Raw genomic sequence first — 12,095 nt, 5'->3', positions numbered from 1 at the left:
TCACGGACGTCCGGCGGCGGGCTTGCGAGCGGCGACGCTCAATACGATGTAGCCCGCAAGACCGGCGATAAGCGATCCAGCGAGAATGCCGAATTTGACGCGATCCTGCATTGCGGGATCATTGAATGCCAACGGACCGATGAACAGGCTCATGGTAAAGCCGATTCCACATAGGAGAGCGACGCCGAGGATCTGCCGCCAACTTGCTGCAGCCGGCAGATCGGCAAGGCCCGCGCGCACCAGAAGCCAGACCGTGCCGAATACGCCGACCAGTTTGCCGGCCACCAATCCAGCAGCGACGCCAAACGTCAGGGGTTCGACCAGCACGACAGGCGTCACGCCCGCGAACGAAACCGGCTGACCCATTGGCGACGCCTCCGCAACGAGGTGTCACCAGCACAGCAGCGCAAATGCGGCACGCTACGGGCCGCCGACCATCTCCGACACCATCGTCGCGGCGTGCGTAGCTGCCAGCCACAGCATCGCGCGTTGCGGGACCATGAGCACATTGCCACCCAAAGCGGCTTCCCACGCCTCACCCGGAGCCTGTAAAGAAACGCGCCGCCGGAACGAACCGGAGCCTCCGCACGGCCGCGGCTGGCCTGCGCCAGCGTGTCTTGCCCGAGCGGCCGCTTTGAGTGACTCGCGGCCCTGGCGTGCGCCAGTCGCTGAGCGATGCCAACCGCGTATCGCGCGATGCCCGGAGGCACCGCGACCAATATAGTAGCGGCAAGGGCGATGAACGGCCGCGAATAAAGGGGCTCCGGCTGCTGGGGGCACTCGCGCAGAGAAATACCGTGACTAGCCGGGATGAAGCAGTCTGTCACCGCGCAGTCATGACTGCCCGTGCCGTGCAGCCCGACGCTGTGCCACGTGTCGATGATGCTGCACCCCGTGGTGCATCCGGCGGACGTCCAGGATCGGGGTGTTGGTGCTGGCGACGCTGCTTCGATTGTTCCCATTCCTGAAGCACATTTTCGCCGACGGCGGATATCAGGGACGGCAATTCCGCGAGCAGGCCAACAAGGCACTGCCCGGTGTGATCGTGGAGATCGCCAAGCGTTGTGATACCGCCGAAGGCTTCAAGGTGCTGCCGAATGTGGCATCCCCAGTTCTTCGATCGGCATCAAGGTTGATTTGGCGATATAGCGGATGCTCGCCTCGTATTCGGACCGCAGATTGCCAAACGTCTTGCGGCACTCGTCCTTGTTGGCTTTCAGCAGCAGACCTTGCTCGAGCAACTGGTCGTAGAGCTGGTCGAAGGCTGCATTCATATTGGCGTCCAGGTGACTGTTGGCCGGAGATTCGATTGGGACATCTCCATGCAGCCCGCTTGCGATAAGCCGCACTGTCGTTACGCCAGTCTCCCGGCAGATGCGTGCGGCATTGGTTTGCTTGTGATCGAGAGCGGCCACCAGCAGCGACGTGGCGTCGAGCACGGCCGCGGACACGACGACCCAGGTCGTGCCACGATAGATCGATGGCACACAAGCCAGGATCGGCGCGATCGAGTGTGTTTCATGCACGCCGCGAAACCAGGTTTCCCAGTCTTCCCAGGCTTCGGGATCGTTAAGTTGACCTGAATTCTTGAGCGCTTCTAGCAGGCTCACGACATTTGGATGCCGGCCCGTGCGGGCACAAAGCCATCCGACCTTGCGTTCGCGCACCTGAATGGCGGCTTGATAGCCGGGCACGAAGGTGAACAGCAGGATGACGATAGCAAGACCGACCGCAGCCTCGAAGATCGCCAGATATTCGCCGAGCAAAGTCGAGGGCGTCCGAAAACCCAGTGTGCTAAGCGCCGAACCGCTTGAAATGAATGCGCGCACCCAACTCGGTTCCGCGCGCAGCGCCCACAGTACGAGGGTGAAGGAGAACTGCACAAGCAGGAACCATGTTGTCACCGAGAAGAAGATGAACAGCGGCAGCGCCCACGCCTGAATCCGTTGTACGTATTGATAGCTGCGCCCGCTGCCGGCGAGGCCGTGGATGATTGTCATGGCGCCAAATCGGGCTCCCCGCTCGACGAAATCCCGCTCGCGGCGGTTCAAGAGCGTGACCCGTACAATCGACTGGAAATACAGGACCAGCCCAAGGAGGCCGATCGCCATGCTCGATACGCGAAGGGCGGAATCCATCATGCTCCTTCCGCCGGGCCCGGAGGAGTCCTGGTCAGGACGCCATCCTTGATCGGCGCGTGTGGGTGCGGTTGCAGTTTCGCTTTCGGAAGAAGGAACAGCCAGGTCACGAAGACGAATGGCGCGGTAAAGGTCGGAATCCCGAACGGTGCGATCGCCGCATCCATGGCGCCCTGGACGATCACAGTGAACATCGTACCGAGCAGGGCGAACAGGGCGACGCGCCAGGATGGTTCATAAAACACGCAGCCTAATCCGACAGCGGTGAGGACCGGGCTAAAGCCATAAAGCCCTGCCGTCACATCGGCGAGGCTGGCGCCAAGGCCGAGCGACAAGGCGAGCGCTACCGCGGAGCCGATAAGGGCGAACAGCACGGCCCAGGCCGAATTGACGAGTAGCCCGAGCACGACAAGGACGCCGCTGACGGCATTGTTGATGAGGAACACCTGAGCGGGGCCCTTCAGCCAGGCTTCCAGCAACGGCAGGGGCGCAGGCTGTGGACCGCCCGCGAGTTCGCCGACCGGATGCGGCAATTCCGGCGGCCCCATCGAGGCGATCGATAGATGGCCGAAGGAGTAGGCGGCAAGCACCAGAAACCAAGTGGTCAGGACGAAGGGGAAGGTGAGCGCCGGCACGCCCCACGTCTTCATGACATTGGAGACGGCGAGCATCACGATGGTCGAGACGGCGGCGCCGATGACGAGGATCAGCCACATCGCCGGGTCGACGGAGAAAGAGGTCGGCACTGCGGCGCCCACCAGCACACCGTTGAAGCCGAACAGCCCCTGTCTGAGCGAGCTGTGATCGACGTCGAGCAGCATTGCCGTGATCGTTGCGATGACGAGGGCAGTCAACGCACCGTAGGCGATTGCGATCTGGTCGTCGGAGATGGCGCCCCATGCGATCGCCGCCAGAAAGAAGAGACCGGTCAACGGATTGTTCTGGAAGATGACCTGACCAGCGCCGCGAAGATTGATGTCGACAAAACGAACGATGGCATTGCGTTCCACCATCGTCGTCCAGGCGGAGGGCGTGTCCGGCATCGCCGGCTCCTAGGCCCAGAGGAAATTATCAGGGATGCGCGCGCCAGTGACCTCCTGTCGGGCAAGCGACCAAAACGCGCGGATCGCCGCGCTGACCGGCGCGGTCTCAAAGCCAAGTACCTTGAAGACGAGGCCGGCGTCGTAGGGTAGGCGGCTAACGCCAGAGGCAAGGCCCGTCTCCTTATCGAATGCGGGGTCGATCGCTCCGAACAGCCGATCCGAATACTTCTTCGGCGTGAGCAGGATGACGTTGCCGAAGACCTGAAATGAGCCCATTGCGCCAAGACGCGAGACGCCGAAACGGTGTGGCTCGATGATGAATTTCTCGGTGAAGAGCGTTTTACCGTCAGGGCGCGCAGCATGAATCGACGACGAAAATAGATCGTACTGAAACAATTCACCTGCTCCGTAGTATTTGCGCCCCGGCATAAGAGTTTCAGAATAGATCAGAGTAGCGGCCGGATCGATCGAAACTGTCGTGTGCTGAACGAACCGGGAGTGTTTGTGGGGAATGACGGGGTGGGGAATGTATTCGAGGTAGGAGTCTGAACCGAGAGTCAGATTCTGTGTCTGGGTCGCAAAATTGCAATCCATTTCGTGAATTCTTGTCGCTGCCTGGGTGGTCACGTGGGCTTGAGCATCTGGCGCGACATCGATCTCGATCAGGTTGCGGTCGCCCTGGAGGATGCCGCCCGCATTGGAGATGATGGATACGCAGGGCAGTCCCGGCATCTGCTCGTCCCAGTAAAGTGCTTGCTGCGCCAGGAGCGGCGCGCGCCGGTGCAGTGTGGCCAAAACCGACCGGCCCAGGCGTGGCTCGAAGCCGAGCCGGAGGTAGGCGTTTTTTCCGAATGAGCCGCTCGGGAGCTGCTTCGGCTCGGCCTGATAGCCAGCCAGCTCCCGTGCATTGCCGAGCATTACGCAGGTTCCTTCCGGATCCTGATGTCGAACAGCAGGTTTTCGCGAATCAGCTCGACCAGTTTAGGAATGCCCTCCTTGAGCTTGCAGTTCGTGAAGACGTAAGGCTTTTTGCCGCGCATCATGCGTGTGTCATCATCCATGACCTTGAGGCTGGCCCCGACATAAGGCGCGAGATCGGTCTTGTTGATGACAAGGATGTCGGACTGCGTGATACCGGGCCCGTTCTTGCGCGGTATCTTGTCGCCAGCACCCACGTCGATCACGTAGATGAAGAAGTCGATCAGCGCCGGGCTGAAGGTCAGCGTCAGATTATCGCCGCCGCTCTCGATCAGAACGAGGTCGGAATCGGGGAATTTTGCTTCCATCTCCTCGACCGCGGCGAGATTCATGCTGGGATCCTCGCGCACGGCCGTATGTGGGCAGCCACCGGTTTCGACGCCAATGATGCGCTCTTCGATCAGGACACCGCGCAGGGTGCGCTGGACATGCTTGGCATCCTCCGTCGTGACCACGTCGTTGGTGATGACCAGAATGCGGAAACCGAGATCGATCAGGATCGGCGTGATCCCCTCGATGATCGCAGTCTTGCCGGAGCCGACCGGGCCGCCGATGCCGATGCGAGGAATTTTTTTCATATCACCTTCCGAGTTAGTTCATGAACATGCGTACGTGGCCCTTCACATGTACCGCGGCGAGTATGTCGGTCATGGGTGCGAAGCACGCCATGTCGTTAATGGTCGCGTCGGCGGCTTCCTCGTAGGCCGGTGCAACCGTCGCGGTCGCATCAAGAAGAATCTTCTGGGTGTCCACGAACGACATTCGCATCAAGCGCAACGCAGCCCCCAATATGGTCGTGGCCACCCCGTATTGCTGGACGGCAAAGGCGTCCCTGCGTTCGACGCCCAGCGCGGCCGTTGCCGTTGCCAGACTGACCGGGTGCGTTCCAGCGGTCTCCGCCCGCTTGATCCTGCCGAGCCAGACGCGGTTGAGTTCGTCGCCGATGATAGCGTCAGACAATTCGCAGAGCTTGCGGCCCATGCGCACCGTCATGAGCCGTGTCTCCTCATTGAGCTTGCGTTCGAAAGTCGTGCGGTCGATTGCCGTCAGGGCGACAAGGTCCCCAGCCATGGCGGCGCGGTGTGCGCACAGGAGCGCGACTCCGTCGCATGTCGCCGCCTGGCGCATGGCCGTCAACACGAATTCCCGCAGGCTGTCCGCGTCGTGGACGATGTTCTGTTGGACCGCCGACTCGAGTCCGTTTGAGAAGGAGAAGCCTCCGACCGGCAAGGCAGAATCGCCGAACTGCAACAGATGCAGCAGCACCGGCAGACGGCGACAGGAGCCGGCCGGCTCAGTGATCGTGGCCGTGTTGGTGACGATGTTCATGGTCGTCTTGGTGCTCGCGCTCTTGCTGATGGGCGTGCGAATGAGACGTCGCGCTCGCGCCTCCGAAGAGCCGGCGCGCTTCGTGCGGCGCCATGTAGGGGATGACTTCGGCGCCAGGCGTGAAGTCGTAACGCACGCCAGGTAGGGCATGGGTTTTCATGACAGACGCCATGACCTTGCGATCGATCGTAAGCGGAACGAAAACGCGCGTGTCCTTGACCACCGCCGGCCAGTGCTGGTTGCCGAGCGCGTGACCGAGTTCGAACATCGTGCGGACCATGGTCTCGACGTCCTCGCGGATCACGTCCGCAAGATCGATGACCATGACTTCCTTGAGCTGGATGCGTGCCACGATGGCCCGTCGGTCGGCATCGTTCCAGAATAGTATGTCACCGTCATGCAGATGGGTGTTGCGGTCGAGTGACAAAGCGAGCTCGACATCCTGCGCGGTCGATTTGCGCAGACGGCTCTTCTGGGCTTCCCACTGGTCCAGCATCAACCAGTCAATGTCTGCGCCTTCGAGACGGTCGCGCCATTGCGGCTGGTTCGCGTTCCCGATGACGCTCTCGACTATAATCATCAAATCCTCCGTTGTTGCCGCATCGGCAGAACCGTCCTGTGCGCGCGCTCCTCTGATCAACTGAAAAAATAGAGTTGGTTGAGGGCGATCGTTCTCGGCGGTTTCACGGTGGCGTGCACCCCGTCGACCGTGACGGCAAAGGTCTGCGGATTTACTTCGATATTTGGCAGGTAGCCGTTGCGCACCATATCGGCCTTGCCGAGCACACGCGTGCTCGACACAGGGCTGATCATGCGCTGGAGGCCATAGCGTTCGCCGATCTTGTTGTCATATGCGGCGCGCGAGACAAAGGTGATGGAAGTCTTTGGCAGCGTTGAACCGAAAGCGGCGAACATCGGCCGATAGTACATCGGTTGTGGCGTCGGCAGCGAGGCGTTGGGATCGCCCATATTGGCCCAGGCGACGAAGCCGCCCTTGAGAACCATTTTGGGCTTGGCGCCGAAAAAGGCCGGTTCCCACAAGACGAGATCGGCGATTTTGCCGGGCTCGATCGATCCCACCACATCGGCGATGCCAGCCGTCAGGCACGGATTGATGGTCACCTTGGCGAGATAGCGCAACACCCGGAAGTTGTCGTTGCCGGAGGCGTCTTCCGGCAGGGGACCGCGGCCCTTCTTCATGGCGTCGGCGGTCTGAATCGCTCGCAGGAACGACTCGCCGATGCGGCCCATGGCCTGGGAGTCGCTGCCGATCATCGAGATCGCGCCCATGTCATGCAGCACGCTTTCGGCGACAATGGTTTCAGCCCGAACCCGGCTTTCGGCGAAGGCGACGTCCGAGGGGATCCTGGGGTTGAGATTATGGCAGACCATGATCATGTCGAACAACTCGGCGACGGAGTTCGACCCGCACGGGAGCGTCGGGTTCGTCGAGCTCGGCAGGACATTGCTCTGGCCGACCACCTTGAGCAGATCGGGAGCGTGACCGCCGCCGGCGCCCTCGCTGTGGTAGGTATGGATCGAGCGGCCGTCGAACGCGGCAATGGTATCTTCAACGTAGCCGGACTCGTTGAGCGTGTCGGTGTGAACCGCGACGGACACGTCGTACTCGTCGGCAACAGTCAAGCAGGTGCGGATCGCCGCCGGGGTTGCACCGTAGTCCTCATGCACCTTGAAACCTGCGGCGCCAGCCAGAAGCTGCTCAACGAGCGGCGCCTTGCCAGTGGAATTGCCCTTGCCGCACACGCCGAAATTAATCGGCAGACCCTCGATCGAACGCAGCATCATTTCGAGGTTCCATGGCCCGTTGGCCGTGGTGACGCCATTCGTTCCGTCCACCGGACCAATGCCGCCGCCCCAAAGCGTGGTGATCCCGTTCGACAGTGCGGCGTAGACTTGCTGCGGCGAGATGTAATGCACATGGGTGTCCATGGCGCCCGCAGTGAGGATCAGGTGCTCGCCAGAAATCGCATCGGTCGCCGCTCCGGTGACGAGACCCCGCGTCACGCCTTGCATGGTCGAGGGATTGCCCGCCTTGCCGAGCCCGACGATCCGGCCATTACGAATGCCGACGTCAGCCTTGACCACACCCAGCATCGGATCGATGACGGTGACGTTGGTTATGACGAGATCGAGACAGCCGGCTTCCTGCGTCAGTTGGTTTTCTGATCCCATGCCGTCGCGCAATGTCTTGCCGCCGCCATACTGCAGTTCATCGCCGTAGCTGGCGCGCAGATCCTGCTCGATCTCGACGTAGAGGTCCGAATTGCCGAGGCGAATCTTGTCACCGACGGTCGGCCCATAAAGGTCCGCATATTGCTGGCGAGAAATCTGAGTCATGGTACCGCGCCTCGATTGGTGCCCGGGTGGCAGGATGCATTACTTGCTCGACTTGCCCGATGTCCGCGACTTGAAGCCAAGCCTGGCAGCGCGCGCGATGGCTGCATCCCGGTTGGGGCAGTAGTCTGGGGGTGGCCCGCCACCGGTCCAGCCGTCGACCAGACCGTTGAACCCGTAGACGAAGCGCTTGCCGGCGTAAGGCACGAGCGTCACTTCCTTTTCGTCGCCGGGCTCGAAACGCACGGCGGTGTTGGCCGGAATATCGAGGCGCTTGCCGAATGCGGCCGCGCGGTCAAATTCGAGATAGCGATTGGTTTCGAAGAAGTGGAAATGCGAGCCGACCTGGATCGGCCGATCACCGGTGTTGCGCACCGTCACTTTCGTACGCGGCCGGCCGACATTGATCTCGATGGGGTCCTTTGCGAGGACATAGCCGCCCACGGGCCTGACGAACTTGTGTGAAATATTCGTGTGTTCAGGCCGGGGATGGGTGGTTTGCTGGGCAGTCTTGGCCACAGAACTCTCCTTTGGTGCGCGCTAAATACGCCGCGTCCAGTAGCGACTTGAATTCAGGTGATCGGATTGTGCAGGCTCACCAGTCGGCTGCCGTCGGTAAAGACCGCTTCGACCTGAATGAGTGGCACGAGATCCGATACGCCCTCCATCACATCCTCCATCTTGAGGACATTGCGGGCGCCATCCATGACCTCTTCGACGGTTTTTCCCTCGCGGGCACCTTCGAGGACGTAGGCACAGAGTACGGCGACGGCCTCGGGATGGTTGAGTTTCAAGCCCTTGGCTTTGCGCTTGAGCGCCACATCGGAAAGCATATGGATGAGAAGCTTGTCGAACTCCCGCGGTGTCAGGTGCATGCCAATCTCTCTTCGACGCAACGACCAATAAGAGCCGTTGCCGCCTCGATGGAATCTACAGGCCGAGCCCACTAACGCCGCGATACTGCTCTTACTTGCGTTGCCTTTCAAGTTGGAGTTGCTTCACAATATTTGTCTACCGGTAATTTCTATGAGTGTCGTTGATATGCGTCGATACTCCGCCATGCCTGTTTAGAGCCCGTCTCAAAAGTCGTTAAGGAAGGTATGATTCACTGGGTCATCTGCAATTTTGCGGATGATTCGGGATGTGGACGGACGCTGATCGGAGCCGGTATCGCCGAGCCGGGATTGCCTGCCGAGCAAAGAAGGTGAAGGGGCGCAAGGCCCACGTTCTGGTCGATACCGAAGGCTTACCCTTGTGCGCAGCGGTTCACTCCGCCGCCATTCAGGACCGGGAAAGCGCCGCCTTGGTGTTTGACCGCATCCGCCAGCGCTTCAATTGGCTCGAACTCGTCTGGCCCGATGGCGGTTACAACGCCCGCGAGGTCCGAACACGCCGTCGCCGCGCAGCCTCCTCTGCGGGTGGAGATTGTCAAGCGCCCCGACGACAGTTCAGGATTTGTCGTCCTGCCGTGTCGCTGGGCTGTCGAAGGGACCTTTTCGTGGTTCGGCCGAAACCGCCGCCTGGCTAAAGACTACGACAGCCTCGCTTACACCCTCGCGGCCTTCATTACACCGCCTGCGTCCAGCTCGCCGTCAGGCGGCTCGCCAGGTCGTAGACTTTTGAATCAGGTTCTCAGAAGACCTGACTGGTCGCTGCCCGCATGACCGCCTCGAACCGCGTCTTACCGACGAAAGTTTGGTCGATCTTCGCGTCACGCTGAACAACTTTCGTCCGTCCCGCGCTACTTTTGAGCAGGCTTCCGGTCGACTGCTTAGTCCGGCGTGCCGTCGGCTTGTTCGCTGATGCCTCCGCCATGACCATTGCCTCGCGTTTGACAAAATCTAGTTCCGCTGAGCGTACAGCTTCATCATCGAAACTTCAATGCGTACCGATCCATCGCAATCACGAACTGCCTGTGGCACGCCAGACGAAGGTTCTGAAGCTGATCCGTAGCACGGTCGATCATAAGGCCCGGCCATCTCGGTCGAGAATTTGACGCTGATAGGGATCGAGGCGACCTATCGTCCCCCGAATACGAGCAAGCCCGCGCCCAAGCCCGCGCCGGGACGCAAGGTCTATCCCTACCTGTTGCGGGGCATGTCGATCTGCCGTCCGAAGCTATATCCCGATGCCGCTGTGGCCTTCTACAATGGATGGCGCCCGCATTCGAGCATTGACGAGCGGACGCCCGACGAGGCCTACTTCGGCATGGAACGCTTGGCGATGGTCGCATGATCAGTCGCCGCGTGATTTTACTGCAGCTCTGGTCGGGCTACGACCTCCCGACGCCGCAGTAAAATTGCCAAGTCCTGCGTTCAGCGTAACGGCAGGAATCCACGCAAATTCCCCGGGGCGCTGTCCAAACACGTGAGGCCAACTCTTGTCGAAGGCGGTTGAAAGATAGGGACGGTCAGCTCAAATTCGGAGGCAGTCGGAATGAAACCGCTGGATGTGATGTGGGTCAGCCTGGGCGGAGGTTTCGGATCATTGCTGCGTTGGTGGATCGGGAGCCTTATCAGCGAGCGCCACCACGGCGCCTTTCCACTTGGCACGTTCGTGATCAACATCTCCGGCGCCTTCGCTATCGGCTACCTGTCCGTGCTGTTTGGGGTGGACTGGCGCGACCGCTACGGAACGGTTCTCAATGCCGGTGTACTGACCGGTCTGCTCGGCGGTTACACGACCTTCAGCAGCATGCAGCTTGACGCCGCCAAATTGGGCGGAACCAATCGCATCCTTGCCGCGCCTTATCTTGCGCTGTCGACGGTGGTCGGCCTGCTGAGCGCGGCGCTCGGGGCAATGCTGGCCCGTTTGGTGGGTTGAGGAGGACGCACCATGATCAATCTCATGATAGCGGTGTTCGTCGGCGGGGCGCTCGGCGCCACGTTTCGTGAGTACATCATGCTGATGGTGCAAGATCCGGTTGACGGTTTCCCTCTCGACATCCTCGCCGCCAATCTTGTCGCCGCGTTCCTGCTTGGGCTCGTGGCGGCGCTGCACAGTCGGCGGATTATATCCGACGACGTTAATGCATTGGCAGGTGCCGGCATCATGGGCGGAATGTCGACCTTCTCGAGTTTCGTTTATGGTGCCGTCGTACTGATGGCCGCCTCAACCGCCAGTGCCGCAGTCGCGGCCGCCTATGTCACGATCAGCACAGTGCTCGGCTATATAGCGGTCCTCATCGGTTTAAAGCTCGGCGGGGAGAGCCGCCTGAGAAGATCCGGTTCCTTGACGTGACTGTGGTGCACGATCCTCCCTGTCAATAGGACAAGACCAACGCTTCCCGTTGCAGCGTGTACATCCAAGAGCCTGTCCCAAAAGAAAGCGTGCCGTTAAGGAAGGACTGATTCACCGGATCATCGCTCGGTGCAAGCTGCCGCTGAGCGCCTCGGGGTGAATCACTCAACCGTGCTGCGAAGCATCGCCCAGCTCGAGGAACGCCTCGGGGCGTACATGTTCGAGAAGCTGCCTTTGGGCTATCGCCTGACGGCTGCGGGCGAAGAGGTCCTCGAGTTCGTGGACCAGATGGAATCGTCGTCATGGAGACGCGCGTCTTTGGGCGCGACCAGAGCGTGCGTGGGCTTCTGCGGGTGACGCTGGCACCGACCCTCGCGACACACCTGCTCATGCCGGACTTCGCCGAAGTTGCGCGTTTCCATTCCTGGGTCGATATGGGATTGACGCCCTCCGGCAAGCTTGTGAAGCTGACGAACCGAGAGGCCTCGTTCGCCGCCGTCGGTCGTTGATCCAGATGCGTGGCTGCAACGTGGCGACGGTCCCGATCCGCGGCTGGTCGAGTTGGCTCGCTTGCTTGCCTGTCGTGCCGCGCGTTCGGGCGTGACGAGGCCGGTGAGCGCGGCGCGGCCACCAACAAGCTGGTCGGATATCTCGCGGCAACCTCGCGCAACTGGATCGGCCGCTCGCCGTGATGATCCAGTCATCGAGTGCCGCCAGCAAACCCGCGCTGATGGATGTGGTGCTGGAGTTCATGCCGAATGAGGAGACGGCTTGCTACTCGACGATGACCGGGCAGAGCCTGTTCTACATGGGAGAGAGCAACCTTAAGCACCGGATTCTCGCCATTGCCGAGAAACAGGGCGCAGCGCGCGCCTTGTCGTAACGAGTGGCGATGGCGCGCCGTTCCTTGAGACGGGCCCAGCAACGTTCAATCAGATTGCGGTGGCGATAGATGAAGGCGGGGCATGGTTCCGGCTGCCTGGTGCCCTTGCGTGATGGCACCACCGGGATG

The 12,095-nt window shown here is 61.0% G+C and carries 16 protein-coding genes and 1 pseudogene; 7 read left to right on the top strand and 10 right to left on the bottom strand.

What is annotated here, in order from left to right; translation table 11 throughout:
* The 10 genes and pseudogenes from VHC04_RS18760 to VHC04_RS18710 form a co-directional block, all read right to left on the bottom strand.
* Entirely contained in the window at nucleotides 1–366 is a 366-nt protein-coding gene (locus VHC04_RS18760) for a Na+/H+ antiporter NhaA (RefSeq protein ID WP_325684125.1), read from the bottom strand.
* 716 nt (nucleotides 367–1,082) lie between these two features.
* The gene (locus VHC04_RS18750; protein WP_325684122.1) at nucleotides 1,083–2,141 is read right to left on the bottom strand and encodes a hypothetical protein; all 1,059 of its coding nucleotides are present in this window, start codon (nucleotides 2,139–2,141) and stop codon (nucleotides 1,083–1,085) included.
* Complete coding sequence (yut, locus tag VHC04_RS18745; RefSeq protein ID WP_325684120.1) at nucleotides 2,138–3,181, bottom strand: urea transporter; 1,044 nt, start codon at nucleotides 3,179–3,181, stop codon at nucleotides 2,138–2,140. The genes VHC04_RS18750 and yut overlap by 4 nt, the downstream gene beginning before the upstream one ends.
* Before the next feature lie 9 nt (nucleotides 3,182–3,190).
* Nucleotides 3,191–4,099: an urease accessory protein UreD gene (locus VHC04_RS18740; protein WP_325684118.1), complete on the bottom strand. Its 909-nt coding sequence runs from the start codon at nucleotides 4,097–4,099 to the stop codon at nucleotides 3,191–3,193.
* Entirely contained in the window at nucleotides 4,099–4,737 is a 639-nt protein-coding gene (gene ureG, locus VHC04_RS18735; RefSeq protein ID WP_325684116.1) for an urease accessory protein UreG, read from the bottom strand. The genes VHC04_RS18740 and ureG overlap by 1 nt, the downstream gene beginning before the upstream one ends.
* A 13-nt stretch (nucleotides 4,738–4,750) precedes the next feature.
* Nucleotides 4,751–5,488, bottom strand: a complete 738-nt coding sequence (locus tag VHC04_RS18730; protein ID WP_325684113.1) for an urease accessory protein UreF — start codon at nucleotides 5,486–5,488, stop codon at nucleotides 4,751–4,753.
* On the bottom strand, nucleotides 5,454–6,068 hold the full coding sequence (locus VHC04_RS18725; protein WP_325684111.1) for a hypothetical protein: 615 nt from the start codon (nucleotides 6,066–6,068) through the stop codon (nucleotides 5,454–5,456). Before VHC04_RS18725 ends, VHC04_RS18730 begins: the two co-directional genes overlap by 35 nt.
* A gap of 56 nt (nucleotides 6,069–6,124) precedes the next feature.
* On the bottom strand, nucleotides 6,125–7,846 hold the full coding sequence (locus VHC04_RS18720) for an urease subunit alpha (RefSeq protein WP_325684109.1): 1,722 nt from the start codon (nucleotides 7,844–7,846) through the stop codon (nucleotides 6,125–6,127).
* A 150-nt stretch (nucleotides 7,847–7,996) separates the two neighbouring features.
* A pseudogene (locus tag VHC04_RS18715) lies at nucleotides 7,997–8,287 on the bottom strand (urease subunit beta); the annotation flags it as partial.
* A 128-nt stretch (nucleotides 8,288–8,415) separates the two neighbouring features.
* The gene (locus VHC04_RS18710) at nucleotides 8,416–8,718 is read right to left on the bottom strand and encodes an urease subunit gamma (protein ID WP_325684107.1); all 303 of its coding nucleotides are present in this window, start codon (nucleotides 8,716–8,718) and stop codon (nucleotides 8,416–8,418) included.
* Nucleotides 8,719–8,984: 266 nt separating this feature from the next.
* On the opposite strand from VHC04_RS18710, the gene VHC04_RS23085 reads away from it, so the two are divergent.
* From VHC04_RS23085 to VHC04_RS18680, 7 genes are all read left to right on the top strand, one after another.
* Nucleotides 8,985–9,371, top strand: a complete 387-nt coding sequence (locus VHC04_RS23085; RefSeq protein ID WP_408903835.1) for a transposase — start codon at nucleotides 8,985–8,987, stop codon at nucleotides 9,369–9,371.
* Nucleotides 9,372–9,835: 464 nt separating this feature from the next.
* Nucleotides 9,836–10,078 carry a hypothetical protein gene (locus VHC04_RS18705; RefSeq protein WP_325684351.1) on the top strand — a complete coding sequence of 81 codons (243 nt, stop codon included), beginning with the start codon at nucleotides 9,836–9,838 and terminating at the stop codon, nucleotides 10,076–10,078.
* A gap of 201 nt (nucleotides 10,079–10,279) precedes the next feature.
* Nucleotides 10,280–10,666, top strand: a complete 387-nt coding sequence (locus tag VHC04_RS18700; protein WP_325684105.1) for a fluoride efflux transporter FluC — start codon at nucleotides 10,280–10,282, stop codon at nucleotides 10,664–10,666.
* A 12-nt stretch (nucleotides 10,667–10,678) separates the two neighbouring features.
* A complete protein-coding gene (locus VHC04_RS18695; protein ID WP_325684103.1) occupies nucleotides 10,679–11,083 on the top strand; it encodes a CrcB family protein in 405 nt (134 codons plus the stop codon).
* 129 nt (nucleotides 11,084–11,212) lie between these two features.
* Nucleotides 11,213–11,440: a LysR family transcriptional regulator gene (locus VHC04_RS18690; protein WP_325684101.1), complete on the top strand. Its 228-nt coding sequence runs from the start codon at nucleotides 11,213–11,215 to the stop codon at nucleotides 11,438–11,440.
* Nucleotides 11,386–11,592 (top strand): hypothetical protein, encoded by a 207-nt coding sequence (locus VHC04_RS18685; protein WP_325684349.1) that lies wholly within the window; start codon nucleotides 11,386–11,388, stop codon nucleotides 11,590–11,592. Before VHC04_RS18690 ends, VHC04_RS18685 begins: the two co-directional genes overlap by 55 nt.
* 182 nt (nucleotides 11,593–11,774) lie before the next feature.
* Entirely contained in the window at nucleotides 11,775–11,966 is a 192-nt protein-coding gene (locus tag VHC04_RS18680) for a hypothetical protein (RefSeq protein WP_325684099.1), read from the top strand.
* Nucleotides 11,967–12,095 lie beyond the last annotated feature (129 nt).

It is taken from the genome of Rhodopila sp., assembly GCF_035548095.1.
In the GTDB taxonomy this organism is placed as follows: Bacteria; Pseudomonadota; Alphaproteobacteria; order Acetobacterales; family Acetobacteraceae; genus Rhodopila.
Note: the sequence above shows the minus strand (reverse complement) of the source record. Positions and strands in the feature narration are given on the sequence as shown.